This window comes from Bacillus sp. DJP31, from assembly GCF_049310945.1.
Lineage (GTDB): Bacteria > Bacillota > Bacilli > Bacillales > SA4 > Bacillus_BS.
The window spans coordinates 54349-74475 of the sequence record NZ_JBMERO010000006.1 but is presented as its reverse complement, the minus strand read 5'-3'; the positions used below and the strand labels follow the sequence as shown (position 1 = coordinate 74475).

General features: G+C 38.1%; 16 protein-coding genes. 11 read left to right on the top strand and 5 right to left on the bottom strand.

The annotated features are described in order from the left end of the window. Positions 1-17 precede the first annotated feature (17 nt). On the bottom strand, positions 18-1277 hold the full coding sequence (locus tag ACOI1C_RS07790) for a sugar ABC transporter substrate-binding protein (protein ID WP_422509631.1): 1260 nt from the start codon (positions 1275-1277) through the stop codon (positions 18-20). 287 nt (positions 1278-1564) lie between these two features. Here ACOI1C_RS07790 and ACOI1C_RS07785 point away from each other — a divergent pair, with 287 nt between their 5' ends. Continuing rightward, on the top strand, positions 1565-3328 hold the full coding sequence (locus tag ACOI1C_RS07785) for a glycoside hydrolase family 13 protein (RefSeq protein ID WP_422509629.1): 1764 nt from the start codon (positions 1565-1567) through the stop codon (positions 3326-3328). 1954 nt (positions 3329-5282) lie between these two features. Here ACOI1C_RS07785 and ACOI1C_RS07780 read toward each other — a convergent pair. Next, the gene (locus ACOI1C_RS07780) at positions 5283-6161 is read right to left on the bottom strand and encodes a helix-turn-helix transcriptional regulator (RefSeq protein WP_422509627.1); all 879 of its coding nucleotides are present in this window, start codon (positions 6159-6161) and stop codon (positions 5283-5285) included. Between the two features lie 244 nt (positions 6162-6405). Between ACOI1C_RS07780 and ACOI1C_RS07775 the strand changes: the two genes are divergently transcribed. From ACOI1C_RS07775 to ACOI1C_RS07730, 10 genes are all read left to right on the top strand, one after another. Next, on the top strand, positions 6406-7740 hold the full coding sequence (locus tag ACOI1C_RS07775) for an MATE family efflux transporter (protein ID WP_422509853.1): 1335 nt from the start codon (positions 6406-6408) through the stop codon (positions 7738-7740). Positions 7741-7933: 193 nt separating this feature from the next. Further along, positions 7934-8275, top strand: coding sequence for a P-II family nitrogen regulator (locus ACOI1C_RS07770; protein WP_422509626.1), 342 nt, complete (start codon positions 7934-7936; stop codon positions 8273-8275). 19 nt (positions 8276-8294) lie between these two features. Continuing rightward, the gene (locus tag ACOI1C_RS07765; protein ID WP_422509625.1) at positions 8295-9668 is read left to right on the top strand and encodes an ammonium transporter; all 1374 of its coding nucleotides are present in this window, start codon (positions 8295-8297) and stop codon (positions 9666-9668) included. Positions 9669-9920: 252 nt separating this feature from the next. After that, positions 9921-10196: a hypothetical protein gene (locus ACOI1C_RS07760; protein ID WP_422509623.1), complete on the top strand. Its 276-nt coding sequence runs from the start codon at positions 9921-9923 to the stop codon at positions 10194-10196. A gap of 112 nt (positions 10197-10308) precedes the next feature. After that, entirely contained in the window at positions 10309-11094 is a 786-nt protein-coding gene (locus ACOI1C_RS07755; RefSeq protein ID WP_422509622.1) for a carotenoid biosynthesis protein, read from the top strand. Continuing rightward, positions 11091-11750: a lysophospholipid acyltransferase family protein gene (locus ACOI1C_RS07750; protein ID WP_422509620.1), complete on the top strand. Its 660-nt coding sequence runs from the start codon at positions 11091-11093 to the stop codon at positions 11748-11750. Before ACOI1C_RS07755 ends, ACOI1C_RS07750 begins: the two co-directional genes overlap by 4 nt. A 13-nt stretch (positions 11751-11763) precedes the next feature. After that, entirely contained in the window at positions 11764-12885 is a 1122-nt protein-coding gene (locus ACOI1C_RS07745) for a glycosyltransferase (protein WP_422509618.1), read from the top strand. A 12-nt stretch (positions 12886-12897) separates the two neighbouring features. After that, positions 12898-14391: a phytoene desaturase family protein gene (locus ACOI1C_RS07740; RefSeq protein ID WP_422509617.1), complete on the top strand. Its 1494-nt coding sequence runs from the start codon at positions 12898-12900 to the stop codon at positions 14389-14391. A gap of 288 nt (positions 14392-14679) precedes the next feature. Then, positions 14680-15324 (top strand): helix-turn-helix domain-containing protein, encoded by a 645-nt coding sequence (locus ACOI1C_RS07735; RefSeq protein WP_422509616.1) that lies wholly within the window; start codon positions 14680-14682, stop codon positions 15322-15324. Then, on the top strand, positions 15305-15874 hold the full coding sequence (locus ACOI1C_RS07730) for a PIN domain-containing protein (protein WP_422509615.1): 570 nt from the start codon (positions 15305-15307) through the stop codon (positions 15872-15874). The genes ACOI1C_RS07735 and ACOI1C_RS07730 overlap by 20 nt, the downstream gene beginning before the upstream one ends. 262 nt (positions 15875-16136) lie before the next feature. On the opposite strand, the gene ACOI1C_RS07725 is transcribed toward ACOI1C_RS07730, so the two are convergent. From ACOI1C_RS07725 to ACOI1C_RS07715, 3 genes are read right to left on the bottom strand one after another with little or no spacing between them, the layout of a single operon-like run. After that, a complete protein-coding gene (locus tag ACOI1C_RS07725) occupies positions 16137-16976 on the bottom strand; it encodes a phytoene/squalene synthase family protein (RefSeq protein ID WP_422509614.1) in 840 nt (279 codons plus the stop codon). After that, complete coding sequence (locus tag ACOI1C_RS07720; protein ID WP_422509613.1) at positions 16942-18426, bottom strand: phytoene desaturase family protein; 1485 nt, start codon at positions 18424-18426, stop codon at positions 16942-16944. Before ACOI1C_RS07720 ends, ACOI1C_RS07725 begins: the two co-directional genes overlap by 35 nt. Continuing rightward, positions 18423-19955: a phytoene desaturase family protein gene (locus tag ACOI1C_RS07715; RefSeq protein ID WP_422509612.1), complete on the bottom strand. Its 1533-nt coding sequence runs from the start codon at positions 19953-19955 to the stop codon at positions 18423-18425. The genes ACOI1C_RS07720 and ACOI1C_RS07715 overlap by 4 nt, the downstream gene beginning before the upstream one ends. Between the last annotated feature and the right edge of the window lie 172 nt (positions 19956-20127).

Sequence of the window (20127 nt, the reverse complement as noted above, 5' to 3'; positions counted from 1 at the left end):
CCTTTACTTACTACTATTTATTTTGCTCCACTAGCTGCAATATTATCTTTAATAATTTGTACTGTTTCAGTTAGAACTTCACCAACATCATCACCGTTAGCAATAAACTGAAGTGCGTCACCCATTGGATCCCAAACCTGTTGCATTTGTGGGATACTTGGCATTGGCTCGCCGTAAGCAATCTGCTCTGCGAAACCTTTCATTAATGGATCTTCTGTAATTTTCTTATCCGTTAATGCTGCTTCGTTAGCTGGCATTTCACCTGCTGTTTCATAATAAGCCATTTGGTTCTCAGTGTTCGTAATGAACTTCAATAAATCAAGTGACCATTCTTTATTTTCTGAGTAAGAAGAAACCATCCAAGACTTAACACCAACGAATGACTTAGGATGCTCACCATTTGCAAGTGTTGGAAGTGGTGCAGTTGCAAGCTTATCTCCTAATGCATCACGGTATGTTGGGATATTCCAAGGACCTGTGATAACTGTAGCAACCTTACCACCTGTAAATAATCCATTCATAACGTCACCAGTGATTTCTTTCGGGATGTATCCGTTAGAGAACCAAGATTGAACAAGCTCTCCACCTTCTACAGCACCTTCGTTACCTAGACCGATATCTGCAGCGTCATAAGCACCGTCTTCTTTGTTAAATACATATCCGCCATATCCAGCAAAGAAAGGATATACGAAGTAAAAGTTAGCAGCTTCCATTAAAAAGCCGTATTTATCTTGCGTTGCATCTGTTTGATCTTTTGCAATTGTCATTAGTTCTTCCATAGTAGCTGGAGCTTCCTTTACTAAATCCTTGTTGTAATAAAGACCATAAGTCTCAACAACATGAGGAACACCGTAAATTTCTCCATCATATGTTACCGCTTCAATTGCAGTAGGGCTGTAATCTTTTTCATTTTCAATTACGATTGGCTCAGCTAATCCTTGAGTTACAATATCACCAATACGATCGTGTGGCTGGAAAAAGACGTCTGGACCAGTACCAGCTGGAGCATCAAGAGCTAGGTTTTTAACTTGATCTAGCATTGATACGCCTGTTATTTCAACTTCAATGCCAGTCTCTTCTGTATACTTTGCCACGATGTCAGCAATGGCAGCCTTTTGCTTTTCTTCATCATTTACCCACATTGTTAATTTTTCAGGTTTTTCAGTTTCTGTTGCACCTGAGTCTGCTGGAGTTTCTTCAGCACGCTGTGGACCACAAGCAGCTAGTACTCCAAACGCTAAAATCATAATCATAAACTTCGATAAGACTTTTTTCATTTTGACCCCTCCGTCATCTTTTTTTGAAAATCATTGTCCATTTGAACAACCGTTTGCACGATTATGTAAAAAAAATGTATGAAAACGATTGCATTTGGAACTTTAATTCTCATTATACAGCCTATTCTTAGTTTGACAACCATTTTTTATTGACCTTACCTTTATCTTTTCCCAGCATTTTTTATTTCATCCTGATAAATGTTGTTATTATTGACTTTCACCTGCTCATCTACTACTCTAAAAAGAAGCAAACGCTTGCACAAATTCCAATAGAAAGGTTGATGATTTTGTTAAAAGAAGCGATTTATCATAGACCCAAAAACAACTATGCTTATGCCTATAATGAAGAAACATTACATATTCGACTTCGCACAAAGAAAAACGATGTAACAAGTGTTCAACTAATATTTGGAGATCCATATGATTGGAGAGAGATTGCTCCAAAAAAGCACCAATGGCACACTGAAGAAATACCGATGATGAAAAGTGGTAAAGATGAACTATTTGATTACTGGTTCGTTGAAGTTAAGCCAGCCTTCAGAAGGCTTCGTTACGGTTTTAAGCTATCAGATGGTGCTGAAATATTGTTTTTCACTGAAAAAGGGTTTTACAAAGAGCAGCCAACTGACGATACGGCTTATTACTTTTGCTTTCCCTTCTTAAACAAAATTGATGTATTTCAGGCACCCGATTGGGTTAAGGACACGGTTTGGTATCAAATATTCCCTGAGCGGTTTGCTAATGGAGACGACTCAATTAATCCTCCAGGAACCCTTCCTTGGGGAAGTACTACGCCTGAGTACAATAATTTCTTTGGTGGTGATTTCGAAGGGATTATCCAACATATTGATCATCTCGTAGAGCTTGGTATTACTGGAGTCTACTTCACCCCAATATTTAAGGCCCAGTCCAATCATAAATATGACACGATTGATTATATGGAAATTGATCCCCAGTTTGGGGATAAAGAAACGTTTCGTCGCTTAGTCGATACCTGTCATGAACATGGAATTAAAGTGATGTTGGATGCTGTTTTTAATCACAGCGGTTTCTATTTCCCACAATTTCAGGATGTGTTAGTAAACGGAGAAGCCTCTATTTATAAAAACTGGTTCCATTTACGTGATTTTCCTGTCGTAACAGAACCAAAGCCAAACTATGATACATTTGCATTTACTAAGAATATGCCTAAGCTCGATACAGAAAACGCGGAAGTTAAAAACTATCTGTTAGAGGTTGGTCGTTATTGGGTTCGTGAGTTTAATATTGACGGTTGGAGATTAGATGTCGCTAATGAAGTCGATCACCAATTTTGGAGAGAATTCCGCCAAGCCGTGAAAACAATAAAACCAGATGTTTATATATTGGGTGAAATTTGGCATGATTCATTACCTTGGCTTCAAGGAGATCAATTCGATGCCGTCATGAATTATCCATTCACAAATGGGGCCCTTCAGTATTTTGCAAAAGGCACAGTAAGGGCAACAGAATTTACAAACATCATCTCAAATGTTTTACATTCTTATCCAAACAATGTAAATGAAGTACAGTTTAATTTATTAGATAGTCATGACACACCTAGAATTTTGACAATCTGTGAGGATAACTTGGATAAGGTTAAGTTACTTTACTTATTCCAGCTTTCTTTCACAGGAACTCCTTGTATCTATTATGGGGATGAAATTGGCATGACAGGTGGGCAGGATCCTGGGTGCAGAAAATGTATGGTTTGGGAAAAGGAACAACAAAATTCAGATCTTTTTGAACATGTGAAAAAGTTGATTCACCTTCGGAAAGTTAGTCCCGCATTCGGAAATCAAGGGACAATTGAATTCGTCGAAGCAGATGACGAGACAAATCATCTTGTCTATCGGAAAACGTTTGGAAATGAGTCATTATTATTTATCGTTAACAATTCTGAGAAAAGACTAACAGTGAATCTAAATAAGCAGGCTGCTAGCTACATTGATATTTGGCAGGATGACTCCAGCTTAACAAGCAATAGCTTGGAGTTTGCCGCTTACGGGTTTAGGATTTTAAAAGAGATATAATTTGGAACTAGCTATTGTTGATTGCATTAGAATGGCGTGTGAATTCATTCACGTCATTCTTTTTCATTTAGGTTAGGTGTGAACCACCATTCTGTTCACCTCTCCTGCTTTCTTTCCAAATCTGTCTCAAATATCCACTAATCGAGACTCCTCTCCTGCTTTCTCACCTATATCTGTACTGAATACCCTCTATTCGAGACACCATTACTGCTGTCTCTCCTATATCTGTCTCGATTACCGACTAATCGAGACTCCTCTCCTGTTTTTTTCCCCCATATCTGTCCCGATTATCCACTAATCGAGACTCCACTTCTGTTTTCTCCCCCATACCTGTCTCGATTACCCTCTATTCGAGACACCATTACTGCTTTCTCTCCCATATCTGTCTCGATTACCGACTAATCGAGACTCCTCTCCTGCTTTCTATCCCATACCTGTCTCGATTACCCTCTATTCGAGACACCATTACTGCTTTCTCTCCCATATCTGTCTCGATTATCCACTAATCGAGACTCCTCTCCTGCTTTCTATCCCATACCTGTCTCGATTACCCTCTATTCGAGACACCATTACTGCTTTCTCTCCCATATCTGTCACGATTATCCTCTATTCGAGACACCATTACTGCTTTCTCCCCCATATCTGTCCCGAATACCCTCTATTCGAGACTCCTCTCCTGCTTTCTCTCCTATATCTGTCTCGATTATCCACTAATCGAGACTCCTCTCCTGCTTTCTCCCCCATACCTGTCTCGAATATCCACTATTCGAGACTCCTTTACTGCTTTCTCTCCCATATCTGTCTCGAATACCCTCTATTCGAGACACCTTTACTGCTTTCTCTCCCATATCTGTCCCGAATACCCTCTATTCGGGACTCCTCTCCTGCTTTCTCTCCGATATCTGTCTCGATTACCCTCTATTCGAGACTCCGCTCCTGCTTTCTCTCCCACATCTGTCTCGATTACCCTCTATTCGAGACTCCTCTCCTGCTTCCTCTCCTATACCTGTCTCGAATACCCTCTATTCGAGACACCATTACTGCTTTCTCTCCTATATCTGTCCCGAATACCCTCTATTCGAGACTCCTCTCCTGCTTTCTCCCCCATATCTGTCTCGATTACCCTCTATTCGAGACTCCTCTCCTGCTTTCTCTCCCATATCTGTCCCGAATACCCTCTATTCGAGACACCATTACTGCTTTCTCTCCTATATCTGTCTCGATTACCCACTAATCGAGACTCCTCTCCTGCTTTCTCTCCTATATCTGTCTCAATTACCCACTAATCGAGACTCCTCTCCTGCTTTCTCACCTATATCTGTCCTGAATACCCTCTAATCGAGACACCATTACTGCTTTCTCTCCCATATCTGTCCCGAATACACTCTATTCGAGACTCCTCTCCTGCTTTCTCTCCCATATCTGTCTCGATTATCCTCTATTCGAGACACCTCTCCTGCTTTCTCTCCCATATCTGTCTCGATTACCCACTAATCGAGACTCCTCTCCTGCTTTCTCCCCTATATCTGTCCTGAATACCCTCTAATCGAGACTCCGCTCCTGCTTTCTCTCCCACATCTGTCTCGATTACCCTCTATTCGAGACTCCTCTCCTGCTTTCTCTCCTATACCTGTCTCGAATACCCTCTATTCGAGACACCATTACTGCTTTCTCTCCTATATCTGTCTCGATTACCCTCTAATCGAGACTCCTCTTCTGTTTTCTCCCCCATACCTGTCTCGAATACCCTCTATTCGAGACACCATTACTGCTTTCTCCCCCATATCTGTCCCGAATACCCTCTATTCGAGACTCCTCTCCTGCTTTCTCTCCGATACCTGTCTCGAATACCCTCTAATCGAGACTCCTCTCCTGCTTTCTCCCCCATATCTGTCTCGATTACCCTCTATTCGAGACTCCTCTCCTGCTTTCTCTCCCACAATTATATTTGTACTCATTTGCCTAAACCCTCTGTTCGATGAACAATCCTTCTATACTCAACGGGTGACATCCCTTCTAACTTTCTAAACAGTTTAGAAAAATACCCTTGGTCCTCAATTCCAACCTCCCTGCAAATGGAGGTTACCTTATCATTCGTTGTCGATAAACGCGACTTTGCTTGTGAAATTCGGTATTGATACAAATATTGAATCGCACTGATTCCGATTGTTTTTTGAACACATCTCGTAATGTAATCCGGGTGGAAATGAAGATGTGAGGACATATCCGACATTTTAATGGATTTTTGATAATTTTCTCGTATGTATTTCAGAGCTTCCTCGCAAACTTTCTCAGTAGCAGTAGGGATTTGCATGGCTTGTTTTTGAAGTTGGAGCATAAAATCCTGAAAAATATTCTGTTGCTGCAATTGAGAATCCGGTGTATGTTCATTTCCCACTTTGACTAATTGCTGCAGAAGCTGCTCCATCAATTCCCTCTGATTAAAGGAATGATATTGAGGAATATAAAACATAAATTGAGCTGGTTTTTCAAATGTTCCCTCAGTTATCGAAAGGTTAGGCCATTCTAGCTCAGTTATCTGGACTTTTTCATATTCACCATGAACTATAAAATGCAGCCAGATGTATTCGGTCTCTTCTTCGCATCCTTTGTGTCCATAATGCTCTAGCCCTGGAACGAGAATGAGATATTCACCGTTCTTTACTTCAAACTGCTGTTTACTTTCAGAAATAAACAACGTTCCTTTTTTTACATATAACAAGTCAAAAACAGAATAGGTTCTTTTAAAGTGTCTTTTCCCTTTAGCAAATATAGCTTCTCCACCCTTAATAAACGTCGGGAATGGAGGCAGCTGAAATGAGATATGTGTCATAGCTCGTCTCCTCTTTAAGTCGTAATAGTACCAATATTATCGATATATTCTCTTTTTTTTATATGTTCTTCCCTTTAAACTAAAGTATGTTGTTCTAAACAATTATTCTACACAATCATCCCAAAATTCAGTTTATAGCAAATGTCGGTATTTTCATATAATATCTTTATTAATTGGAAATGCACACTCTAAAAAAGAGGTGAGTTAATTGGCCAAAATTCATAACAAGCATGACATAAAAAAAATGACCTTATTCGCCCTGACATGGCCTATATTTATTGAAATCTTACTTCATATGTTAATGGGTAATGCAGACACGTTGATGCTTAGTCAATACTCTGATAATTCCGTCGCCGCAGTAGGTGTTTCCAGTCAAATCTTAGCGTTAGTTATTGTCATGTTCGGCTTTATTTCAACGGGTACTTCTGTACTAATCGCTCAGCACTTAGGGGCAAATGAACAGAAATCCGCACGAGAAGTTGCCGTCGTATCATTAGTAGGAAATCTTATATTTGGCTCAATCATTAGCTTAATTTTATATATATTCGGAAAAAATATTTTACAGCTAATGAGCATTCCCGAGGAGCTAATAAGGGAAGCTTACACATATTTAGTTATTGTTGGTGGGTTTTCAGTTATTCAGGGAATTATTATGACCATTGGCTCCATTATTCGAAGCTATGGCTTCACTAAAGATTCCATGTATGTAACGATTGGAATGAATATACTCAATGTAGTCGGTAACTATGTGTTTATATTCGGCCCATTCGGTATACCTGTTCTAGGAGTAGAAGGAGTAGCTATTTCAACAGTCGTGAGTAGATTGATTGGTCTAATTGTATTGGTTTTTCTACTAGTTTGGCGCATTGAAGGATCTCTTCCCTTTTCTAAAGTGTTTACATTACCAGTCATACACACGAAAAACCTATTGAAAATTGGTATCCCATCCGCTGGTGAGAATTTAATGTACAATGCTTCTCAACTCGTCATCACATACTTTATAACCATGATCGGAACTGAGGCATTAACAACAAAGGTTTACACGCAAAATATTATGATGTTTATCTTTTTATTTAGCTTCGCCATTAGCCAAGGCACACAAATTATCATAGGTCACATGATTGGTGCTAAACAATATGAAGACGCCTATGAGCGTTGCATCAAAAGTTTAAAATTAGCCATACTGATATCCTTTAGTTCAGCAATCATCATTAGCATTTTCTCAAAGCAATTTTTCGGAATCTTTACAGATAATCCTTCGATTATCGAGCTTGGTAGCCTATTAATTTTGTTAACCATTATCCTTGAGCCTGGACGTTCATTCAACCTTGTTGTAATTAGTGCCTTACGTGCTGCTGGAGACGTCAGATTTCCCGTTTACATTGGAATATTGGTCATGTGGGGTGTAGGTGTTACAATCTCTTACATTTTAGGCATACACTTTGGCTTAGGACTAATTGGTATTTGGATTTCATTTATAGCTGATGAATGGCTGCGTGGAATCATTATGCTGTATAGATGGAAGTCAAAAGTTTGGATTCGAAAGACATTTATTAAACACGAAGATCAGCCAGCTTGAGCGAGAGACAAATTGTCTCTCGTTTTTTTATTTCAATGTCAGAAAAACTAACGTAACTTTGAAAGCGAATACATAAAAATCAGGCTTGTTATATTCAATTTTACTGTTGATTTTAATTATTCAGTCAATTATGATAGTTAACATAACACTTCATGTTACTTTTTCTAACATATTAAACAAAGGAGGAAAACAGTTGAAAAAACTTGAAGCAATCATTCGCCCTGAACAGTTTCAACATCTGCGTGAAAAGCTTGCACAGATTGGTATTAACGGGTTAACCGTTTCTGAAGTAGCAGGTTGTGGTGGTCAAAAAGGGAAACAAGGATTATTTCGTGGAACTGCTTTTGAAATTAAGTTAGTTCCTAAAGTAAAGGTTGAAATGGTTATAGAGGATATTCGGGTTAATGAGATCGTGGAAACTATTCAATTGAGTTGCTCCACAGGAACAATAGGGGACGGGAAAATCTTTATTATACCAATTGAAGATTGCATTCGAATTAGAACAGGTCAACGCGGAAACGAAGCAATTCTATAATAACGGGAGGGTGATCAAGATGGTAAGAAAAGTAATGTTCCTTTTAGTAGCAAGCCTCAGTTTAGGTCATGGTGTCTTGGCAGAGGATTCGATTGAGTCTTTACGCAGCTCCCTCGATATGTCTTGGATGATGATTGCAGCTATTCTTGTTTTCTTTATGCATGCTGGCTTTGCTATGGTAGAGACAGGATTTACTCGTTCAAAAAATTCTATAAATATATTGATGAAAAATCTTCTAACGATGTCCATTGGATCCATTTTGTTCTTTATCATTGGATATGGCGTGATGTTCGGAGAATCAGCATTTGGTCTAATTGGGACTAATGGGTATTTGTTAATAGGACAAAATGAACAAATCGGATTCCTCCTTTTCCAAGCCGTATTTGCAGCAACTTGTGCGACCATTATTTCCGGTGCTGTTGCAGAACGAATGAAGCTTAACTCCTATATGATGTTAACTGTGGTCATGACTGGACTTATTTATCCAGTTGTCGGGCATTGGATTTGGGGTGGGGGCTGGTTATCTAAGCTCGGTTTCACCGACTTCGCAGGCTCTACAGTCGTTCATTTGACTGGGGCAGTTGGTGCTATTGTTACTGTAGGTTTCCTTGGAGCTCGAATTGGGAAATACTCTGGTAAAAAGATAAATGTTATCCCTGGTCATAACATCCCGCTCGGTGCTTTAGGTGTTTTCATTTTATGGTTTGGATGGTTTGGTTTTAATGCCGGGAGCACGTTATCAGCTGACCCCGAGCTCGTCCCTCAGATCATTGCTGTGACCTTACTTTCCGGTTCTTGCGGGGTAGTAGCTACTGCACTTTACACACTTTTTCGGTTTAAACGAATTGACGCCTCCCTTACCTTAAACGGAGCACTTGCTGGATTAGTCGGAATTACAGCTGGATGTGCCGAAGTATCTTTACTTGGATCGCTCATTATAGGAGGAATCTCGGGCATTCTTCTCGTTGAGGCTGTTCAATTTATTGATCGGAAGGTTAAACTTGATGACCCGGTTGGGGCGATAGCTGTTCATGGTGTAGGTGGGATTTGGGGCACCCTTGCTGTCGGACTGTTCTCAACTTCCAAAGGGTTATTTTACACCTGGGATGTTAGCTCCCTAGGCATTCAGGCAGTTGGAGTTCTGGCTGTAATTATTTGGGCGACACTCTCCGTGTCTATGACTCTTTATGTACTAACAAAATTTTCCTCCATTCGAGTATCACGTGCAGATGAGATTGCTGGCTTAGATTTTTCAGAACACGGCTCTTCTGCTTATGAACTAAGGGAAAGCACATTATCCGAAACCTACCTTGATCAACCTATTGTTTTTGGAAACGGGTTAGTAGATCGATTAAACCAACTTGGAGCAACTCCTAGAACGACCGAGACATAAAGAAATATTTTTCTCAGTGGGGGTTCTCCTACTTCCACTGGGATTAGTTTTACCAATTCTTTACTCCGTATTTTTTTCAATTTGGTGGCTTCGTTCCCCATCAAAGTCCTCCACATTTATCTATAAGTCCCTAAACTCAAACACTTTCTAGTTACTTACTCCTTTTTAGATCATGATGAAACACATCTATTTATAATATATCGCGAATTAAACCGTATATTTACAATAAAGTGGATATAGGGAGTGAGATTGGTGGGATTATTAGAGATACTTTTACTGGTGGGTTTTCTGCTTGGCGTAACCATTTTTCTATTACTGTATAAATTTGGCGATTTCACTTGGCTCATCTCTTCTCTCATTACCTTAGCTTTAGGAATATTTATTTTTGTTTGTAGTGAATATTTCATCAGTGGATTTGAAGGAATCCCAATCGGAGCTATTGGGGGAGCCATCATATTGTTTGCATTCGTTTTTCTAGTACTGCCTTTTTTATGGAACATTATAAAGGTGAAGTTACTAAAAAAATAATTCGAAGTAACTATCTCATCCAAATGTTTTCTGAAAGTTACCGTTTTTTGCGTATTAAAAATATACATATCCCCCACTTTCCTTTTATACTTAAAGAGATTGGGGTGATTTTGTGTTGAAAACGTTGCCAGATTGGTTTTATCGATTCTTTATCGTTTGGTATATTGGTGGCCTTATTTTAGTCGGATTTGATCTTCTCCCTCCTTCTTGGGAATGGGCAAATGCATTGTTTATCATTTTAGCAGGTGGAATTGGTATCTTTTATTTATGCTTTACCTATTCTCCTTTAAAAGGAATTCTATATAGTGTGTTTGTCCTTATTCTTTCTATATGGGTGGAATATATGGGGACAACCTATGGTCTATTCTTTGGTCAATACTCTTATACATCACATTTTTGGATTCAACTATTTGATGTTCCGTTAGCGGTCGGCTTTGCATGGGTTGCTGTTATTTCTTCAACTCACGCACTTACAAAGGATTTGCTCCGTGGTTTATCTACAAGATTGAGTCGTTTTCTTCTCTTCCCTCTAATAGGTTCAATGCTAGCTGTTCTATTAGATTTGATTATTGATCCTGTAGCCTTTCAACTTAAGGAATATTGGCTCTGGGAAGAACCAGGGTTTTATTACGACATCCCAGCATCAAATTTTCTCGGATGGTGGATTCTTGCTTTTCTGTTTCACTTCATTGGTTCTATATTTTTTTATGGCAAAGAAAAAGCCTCTGATTTTCAGATGACTTGGAAAATAAGAGCCATCACACTTTATTTTCTTCTTGTTCTCATGTTTTGTTTTATCGGTTTAATCGGAGGATTATATCTTGGAGCTATATTAGTTTTATTGATTACTGGTCTTATTCTAGGATTCTATTTTTACACAAAGAGGCGATCGCATTGATTGAAGCAAAAAAAAGCAAGCCGTTTGAATGGTTATTTCATCAGTTTAATAAACGTCTTCTTCGTTTTCATTTTGAAGGAATTTATATAAAAGGAACTACAGATACTCATCAGCATTCTGCTTTGTTCATTGCCAATCATAGCTCTTGGTGGGATCCACTTGTTTGCTTTTACTTAAACTATGATCATATCAAACATGATAGCTATGCGATGATGAGCGAAAAAGGGTTAACAGATTTCCCGTTTTTTAAAAAGATTGGATGTTTCTCCGTTCAACGGGATCATGTTAAAGACGTCGTTCGATCATTGACCTATGGATCCAAGCTTTTGAATGAAAATAAAAGTGTTTGGATTTTTCCTCAGGGTGATGAAGCACATCTTGAAAGTAGACCCCTAAAGTTTCAGTCAGGTGCCATATACTTGCATGAAAAGGCTACCTCTAGCCTACTTATTCCTGTCTCGTACTATTATTCTTTTTTACATAAGAGAAAGCCTTATATTTTTGTCACAATTGGCGAGTCTATCAACTACCATGATGATAAAAAAAGTAAGCAAGAGAAGACCCAGCATTTGGAAGAGATATCCACACAGCAACTGGATGAATTAAGAGACTTAGTGATTCATGAACGTCTAGATACTTTTACAAAGATCCTATGATAGGAGAGATTGAATGATAGTAGAACTTCTCATAAAGTTATTTGTCCTAATACATGCTATTCTTTTTGTCTGGATTGTTATTAATTCACTCTTCCTTCCTTCTTTAAAACAAAAGAGGAATCAATTTGTTCATCCTTCTGTTTCTATCTTAATTCCATTACGCAATGAAGCTAGAAATGTAAAACCTTTAGTAGAAAGCCTTAAGAAACTAGATTATCCAAGTCTATCCTTTTATTTTCTTGATGACGATTCTACAGATCAAACTTACGATCTATTATTTAATGAAACAAAGGGATTACAAAATTCAGTTATCCTTAAGGGGCAGGAACTTCCGAACAGTTGGACCGGTAAGGTGTTTGCCTGCCATCAATTAAGCCAAGCAGTGAGAGATAGTGAACTTTATTGTTTCATAGATGCTGACGTGCGACTTACGTCTTCTTCTATTAGACAAGCTGTTCAATTATTGAAGAAAGAAAACGCTGGGCTGCTCACTGGTTTTCCTGCATTTCCTGTAACCTCCCTACTAAGTAAGTTATTAGTCCCTATGCAACATTTTGTCGTCTTTCTTCATCTTCCTATTTTTCTAGCCAATCGGTCTACTTTTCCAGCAGCAACTGCCGCACATGGTGCATTTATGCTGTTTGATCGACTGTCCTACTTAGAAGCTGGGGGGCATGAGGCTGTTAAATCATCGCTTGTAGAGGACGTACAACTTGCTATGTTAATGAAAAAAAAGGGTGCTAATGTTATTCTTACCAACATTACCTCTTTCGTCACTTGTCATATGTATGAAACGAATCAAGAGGTTTGGAATGGCTTTAAGAAGAATATTTTTAATGGGTTAGGTCGCTCGATTCTATTAAGTCTATTCATTATCCTATTTTATTTCCTTTTTTACTTAGTTCCGTTTGTTTTTCCTTTTCTAACTGGATTCACTAGTATCGGGGCTTATTTACCCATTCTTTTCATCTTTTTACAACGCTTACTTGTTGATGTGGTGACTAAGCAGAAAGCGTGGTTATTTATTATGATGCCATTCTCTAGCTTCATGTTAATCTGTTTGTTGTTTGAAGCAATGCGAGCCTATTTTTTTGGGGCAGGATATGAATGGAAGCAAAGAATATATCGAAAGTGAGGTGAAACAATCATGATGAAAAAGATTTCGATTATCGGTGGCGGACTAGGTGGACTATCTGCTGCCATTACATTAGCACATCACGGCTTTCTAGTTGACGTGTTTGAAAAAAATGATCATTTCGGTGGAAAGCTAATGAAGGTTACGTTAGGTGACTATTCTTTTGATTTTGGTCCAAACACAATTACCATGCCTCATGTTTTTGGGCAGGTTATATCCCAAACAGGTGAAGATCCTGATGATTACATACAATTTGAAAAAATAGATGTACATACTCGAAACTTCTTCTCTGATGTAGTATTCGATCTTTCCTCGTCTAAGGAAGTTATGTTGCAACAGTTAAGCAAGCTTGACCCCTTAGGTGCCAAGCAATATGAAAAATTTTTAAGTGAAGTGAAAAAGCTCTATGAACTCTCAGATAAATACTTTCTCCCTAGAACCTTTACTTCCTGGCAGGATTATTTATCACCAAGTCTCGCATTAGCCTTAGTCCAAGCGAAACCTCATACAACCATGCACTCTTTTATCGGGAGATACTTTTCGAACAAGAACGTTCAAAAGTCCCTGGAGCGTTATGCGACATATGTTGGATCCTCCCCTTACTTACTTCCTGCAACTTTTGGAATGATTGCTTATTTAGAGCTTGTCCAAGGGGTATTCACCGTTAAAGGTGGAACACATAAAATCGCAGACGCATTTGTAGACGTGGCAAGAAAACTAGGTGTGGGGTTACACTCAAATTCCGAAGTCAAACAGCTTATTGTGAACGGTAGAAGTGTGCAATCCATCATCTTGGAAAACGGTGAAGCATACGAATGTGATGAAGTTATCCTAAACGGGGATCTCTTTCATTCTTTGCCGAAGCTTATTCATGAACAAAAACGTAGATCTCTTTCGGATAAAAAAATAGAAAAAATAGAGCCTTCCATCTCAGCATTTGTTATTTTAGCAGGTGTTTCAACAAGGTATAGACAGCTTTTACATCATAATGTATTTTTTTCAAAGGATTATAAAAAGGAATTTGAAGACTTATTTGAGCATAAGACCTATTCATCAGACCCTACAATCTATATTTGTAATTCGTCATTTACAGATAAAACGATTTCACCTAAAGGTGATAATCTATTTATCTTAGTTAATGCCCCTTCTCTTACAGATGAAAATAGGACCATTGATAAAGATACGTATAAACAAATGATCTACAATCGACTTGAAGAAGAAGGACTGAATATACGACCTTATCTTATAGAAGAAAAGGTGATTGCTCCATCTGATATTCAAGAGCAATTTTATGCTTTTAAGGGTAGTTTATATGGAATCTCTTCCAATGAAAAAGCGAATGCCTTTTTGCGTCCTTCTAATAAAAGCAAAGACTTAAAGAACTTATATTTTGTAGGTGGAAGCACTCACCCTGGTGGTGGCTCTCCTATGGTGACAATAAGCGGGATGAATGTGGCTCGGGAGATTGTGAAGAAGCAAAAAATGGATACTAGTAAAGCAACTTAAAAGATATCTTGTAAATACAACTCATACAATGTGATTAAATGGATAATAATGATTATTTCCTTTACTCAGAATGACATTCTCCAATCATTTTTTTAAGAAAAAATCCAAATAAATGGTTTTTGTAAGTGTTTTAAAGAAAAACAGTTTTCGTAAACTTTGTTGCCCATTAGAAGAGTGGTTGATTTCCACTCAGCTAGTGGGATAATGATACAACTTTGATGATTCTATGTTTACTTTTGTTGATTTGTAGATAATATTCAACAAATAATGAAAGTGGAGGTGGAAATAATGATACACGAACGTGATGAAGACATCCTGTGGGAAACTGTTGCACTTCTAAAAGATGAAAATCATATTGAAAATGCACAAGCTTTATTTAGGAGCTTAGTAGACAAAACCTTCTCCATGCTGAAGTTGCCAACTGATTTCTTACATGATATTTCGTTGGATATTCCTCCAAGAGAACTTTTTTTAACATTTAAGCACATTGACCGAACCATTCATCAACTTATAGAACTAAAGGAGATTGAACGGGCTAACGAACATGTATTAGATTATATCGATCTACTAACTCAAACAGCACCTTACACTGATAGAGACGTGTATAGAAAAAAAATATTAGTTCAAATGCTCAATACACACTCTAAAGTGCAAGCAATGCTAGATGAAAGAAACATAAAAGAGATAGATTCAGAAACTTATACATCTTCTGAAGCATCTGAAATTGTTGGGGTTTCTGACCAGACAATAAGGCGATGGTGCGAGAAAAGAAAATATCCAGATGCTTATCAAACAGAAGGTGGACATTGGCGTATTCCCGAAAAATACTTTAGCATCACCCATGACGATGCACGAAAAAGAAGAATTTTTGAAAATAAGCTGAATAAAATCAATAAAAATAAGGGGGATCTTGATGAATCAGAATTCCTATAACAACACCCCTTCAGTAATGTTTGACACAACGGTTTTATGCGGCGCACTTATAACGGATGGGGTGAATCGTCAATTACTACGCCTAGCTTCACAGACCGTTGATTTTCATCCTATATTATCTAAAGTATGCCTGTTGGAATTCTACAAAAAGGCAGTTTACGATGGGATAAGTGGAATGAAGTATAAGAAAGAACTGGTTGAAGATTTCTTAGAACTTTTCGTATATCCGATTTTAAGTAACTCCCCTGCTGTAAACAGCAAGGTTGGTAGATATCACTCGGAGATTATCAGAAGAAATGAAATGCGAATTGGTCAAGCATTAGCTGAAATTAGTGGGTTCTCAACTACCAATGCCGTCTCATTAATTGAAGATGCTGGACTTCAGGATCCCCTCCGATACTATGACGAGCAAGAAGTACCTGTTTGGGTAACAGCAATTCATGAGAAATGCAGATTTATAGTTACAAGTAATACTAAAAGGTTCCCAAAATCAATTGGAAATATTATTAGAGTAAGACCAGGTGATTTTTTTAATATGTTTATGGATTGAGTTCAAATTAAATAAATACTTATAATCTAAAAACAGTAGTAATGGTTTTAAACAAAAATTTATTACCTCCCCAATCAATCTCCACTTTTTTACCCATCATTAACCATCCTACAATTTCCCTTAGAACTATTTCTAGCATCTGATCATCCCAGTAAATCCACAATCTAGAAAGGAATTATTGAATTTCAATAAATTAAAAAAAGTGTCAAGTTTACTTAACTCAAACACTCCAACCTTTAGGAAATAGATTTTAGACTTTTTTCTATTGCAATACACTACTCATAATTTTTATCTTCTCTTCAAGGCTCACAAAGTTTTTCTTTTTGAAGACTTGGTACTTATTTCTCCTAACAGAGCCTAGTATCGCTCGATATAAATAAGCTGCACCTTTTACAGGAGTTCTTGAATAGAGAGGGTATTCATCTATCGTCTTAAAGACTTCCTCATACAGTTCTTCTGCAACACTTGCCATTTCCTCCCATAAGGAGATAAAAGAAGAATTGATGACTTGATGTTTAATGTCAAAGAAGGAGTATTGGTGTTTGGCCATGATGTCTCTTGGCATGTAAACTCGACCTCGTTCAAAGTCCTCCCCGATATCTCGAAGGATATTTGTGATTTGCATCGCCTGACCTAAGTAAATGGCTCCATCACGCAATTTATGAGAATTTGCAGGAGCTAAAATCGGAAGTAACATGAGTCCAACAGAACTTGCCACATAATAAGAGTACTGTAAGACCTCTTCAATCGTTTCAAAGCGTACCTTCGTTAAATCCTGCTCCTGACCTTTAATCATTTCGTAAAAGGGTTCTACGTCCATCTCATATGTGTCAAAGACATCTCGAAGCGCTATCCACCTAAGGTCTGTCGTTTGTAAGCTCCCAACAACAAATTGATCGAACGTCATTTTGAATTCTTGTAATTGCTGTTCTGGATTTTCTCCTTCATCGACAATATCGTCTACCGAACGGCAGAAAGCATAAACTGCCCATACCGCTTTCTTTTCCTTTGATGGTAGAACTGTAAATGCCTTATAAAAAGTTTTGGAGTGCTGGGAAACAATACCCTCACAAACTTGATAGGCTTTCGCTAATTGACTCAACTGTATCCCTCCCTAGTGGCGCATCTTCCATAATCATTTCAACGGCTAATTTCGCTCCCTGCATCACAATCGGAATCCCACCACCAGGGTGAATGGATGCACCAACTGCATAAACATTAGATAACTGGAACGGCTTTACTTGTGGACGAAAAACACCTGACTGCATTAATGTTGGGGCAATCCCAAAACTACCGCCCTCATACAACCCGTCCTTTTCTGCATCTGATGGATCCCTAGTTTCAATCCATTCAATGTGCTGTTGTAGTTCTGGAAATCCACGATCCTCTAATTGCTCTAGTATTCTCTCTTTAATAAAACTCTGCTCCCAATCAATATGTTGACCTGAAGGGACTGGAATGAGAACGTATAAAATACTTTTTCCAGCAGGTGCAGTTGTAGGGTCAACAACCGTTGGATAAAATGTGTAAAAAGATGGATTCACTGGTACTTCTTTTGTCTGAAATACCTGTTTCATATGAGTATTGAAGTCTTCACACATAAAGAATTGGTGAAGTGGTGTCTTTTCATACACTTTACTTAAACCAATGTATAGTAGATAGCATCCGGAAGATGGCTCAAACGTTTTTTTTGTAAGTTGATCGGGAACTAGCTTTTTCACAAGAGGAAAATCACCATTCAGAATAATTCTATCAAACTCGTAGTCATTTCCATCAACAATCAACCCTGTGGCCTGACTATCTTGCACGGTTAGTCGTTCAACATGCTTTTCAAGATGAATGGATACACCACGCTTGTTTAACTCCCTATGAATGAGAGAAACTAGACTCGCATACCCACCTTTTACATACCAGATTCCGTGTTCGTGCTCACTATAGGGAATAAGATTGTATAGGGCTGGAGCTGTATTAGGATTTCCACCAATATAAAGTGTTTGCAGACGGTAGCTCTCTTGTAAATAAGGATGCTTGAAGTAACTCTTAACCTGCCTTGTCACAGATTGATAGGCTTTCAGGTTCACTAAATTCCTCAGGTTGCTAGTAGTATAAAAGCTTGATTTAGTAACAAATGATTTTTCTAAGAATGCCTTTTTTCCAATTAAAAATCTAATCTTCATGTCATTCATGTAACGTTTAAAGGCTTCTTCCTCACCAGGAAAAACTCTAGAAATTTCTTTTACTTGTTGTTCAACTGTTGGATATTTTGTGTAAGTAGTACCATCAGTAAAATGAAGTGAATACATCGGGTCACAAAGGAGAAGCTCGTACTCATTTGAAGCAATGCCCGCTTCATCTAATATCTCCCTAAGCATATCTGGAAGTAAAACAATCGTTGGTCCTTTGTCAATTCGAAAACCATCCTTTTCGACAAAAGAAAGGCGACCACCTAGCTGCTTCTTTGCCTCAAAAATCTCCACTTCATATCCTTTTTTTGATAGAAGAAGAGCTGAAATCAGTCCGCCAATTCCACCACCAACAATCGCTATTTTCATAAAGGGTTCCCCACACTTTCAGCATTTTGTTTTGGTTTTGACACTGATATACTTTTATCCTTTTGCATTAATAGATTAGTTGTAATTCTTGCTGATTCCAATATAGTTGGCAGCCCACTACCAGGGTGTGTTCCACCACCAACTAACCAACAATTCTCTAATTCTTCAAATTGGTTATGTGGGCGAAATAGCATCATTTGAGAGAGCTGATGACCTAAATTAAAGGTGGCCCCTTTATATACATGAACGTCTTGCTCCCAGTCGAGAGGAGTGATCATCTTTTCAATTTCAATATGTTCTCGGATGTTTTGAATAGAAGTCTTCTTTTCTAGTAGATCAAGGATTGCTTCTCTAAATGCTTCTTTATGCTGTTCCCAATCTACTAAGCTAAAATTGTTAGGCACAGGTGCTAGTACATATAAGCTAGATTTACCCTCTGGTGCTAGTGTTGGGTCAGTTACCACAGCGTTTTGAATATAGATGGACGGATTAGACGGTATCACCATATCCTTCGTAATTTGCTCGACATTTTCCTTATAGTCATCTGAAAAGATAATGGTATGGTGTGGTAAATCAAATGTAGTGTTGACTCCTAAATACATCATAAAAGTAGAGATGGAATATTTCTTTTTGTCAAGCTTTGTAGGATGATATTTTTTAATGGTTGTAGGATCCACTAAAGTGTTCATCGCATGTGCAAAATCTGCATTGATAACGACATCGTCAAACGCATGCTTTGTCCCGTCTTCGAGGATAACACCCTTAATTTGTTTTCCATTTTGCCAAAGCTTTTGAACACCACTGTTTAAATGGACTTTTCCACCATATTCTTCCACCACTCGTGCCATCGCTTTAGATATTTGGTTTAATCCCCCAATTGGATGAAAAATCCCATACTCGTGCTCCATAAACGATAGGATCGAAAAGGCGCCGGGACACTCCCATGGTGACATACCTAAATACTTAGATTGAAAAGTGAAAGCTAGCTTTAATCGTTCATCACTGAAGTAATCACTTAACACCTCATAGAGGCTCTTTGTCAAACTTAATTGAGGAATAGCTTTAATCATCTTCAAGGTGAAAAAATCCATAAACGAATCCATTTTATTTTGTAAAATAGGAGAAAGTGCATCCATCTTTTTTCTTGTTTCATTCATAAAACGATCATATCCAGCACTGTTTCCTGGAAACTTCTCTTCTATTATTTCTTTCATCTTATCAGGATTTCGTGTCATTTGAACTGTTAGATCTGGAAAAATTAATTCATACATGGTATCTAGCTCGACTAGATTCATATAATCATGTAGATTTCGATTTGCACGTTGAAAGATTTCTTCTAAAATGTGAGGCATACTTAAAAAAGTTGGGCCCATGTCAAACGTATATCCTTCTATCTCAATCGCGGAATTTCGTCCACCAACCGTGTCTCTCTTCTCAAATACCTGAACATCATACCCACTACTAGCCAGAATCATCGCAGCAGCTAATCCACCAGGACCAGCACCAACAATCGCTATACTCTTTGACAAACCCATCACCTCACTATTATCTGTACATTAGTTATACAAATATTATACAGTACTTTATTTATTTTTAACACTCATAAATATCGAACGTGTAAAATAAATAAACACAGCTAGGCAATAACTCCTAGCTGTGCTTTTCAATATTGAGTGGATTGAACTATGAACTGCTGATGGT

Bases quoted from the DNA above. Each gene is read 5' to 3' on its own strand.
- ACOI1C_RS07790 (WP_422509631.1), bottom strand. From the start codon at position 1,277: ATGAAAAAAGTCTTATCGAAGTTTATGATTATGATTTTAGCGTTTGGA.
- ACOI1C_RS07780 (WP_422509627.1), bottom strand. From the start codon at position 6,161: ATGACACATATCTCATTTCAGCTGCCTCCATTCCCGACGTTTATTAAG.
- ACOI1C_RS07775 (WP_422509853.1), top strand. From the start codon at position 6,406: ATGACCTTATTCGCCCTGACATGGCCTATATTTATTGAAATCTTACTT.
- ACOI1C_RS07765 (WP_422509625.1), top strand. From the start codon at position 8,295: ATGGTAAGAAAAGTAATGTTCCTTTTAGTAGCAAGCCTCAGTTTAGGT.
- ACOI1C_RS07745 (WP_422509618.1), top strand. From the start codon at position 11,764: ATGATAGTAGAACTTCTCATAAAGTTATTTGTCCTAATACATGCTATT.
- ACOI1C_RS07740 (WP_422509617.1), top strand. From the start codon at position 12,898: ATGATGAAAAAGATTTCGATTATCGGTGGCGGACTAGGTGGACTATCT.
- ACOI1C_RS07735 (WP_422509616.1), top strand. From the start codon at position 14,680: ATGATACACGAACGTGATGAAGACATCCTGTGGGAAACTGTTGCACTT.
- ACOI1C_RS07730 (WP_422509615.1), top strand. From the start codon at position 15,305: ATGAATCAGAATTCCTATAACAACACCCCTTCAGTAATGTTTGACACA.
- ACOI1C_RS07720 (WP_422509613.1), bottom strand. From the start codon at position 18,426: ATGAAAATAGCGATTGTTGGTGGTGGAATTGGCGGACTGATTTCAGCT.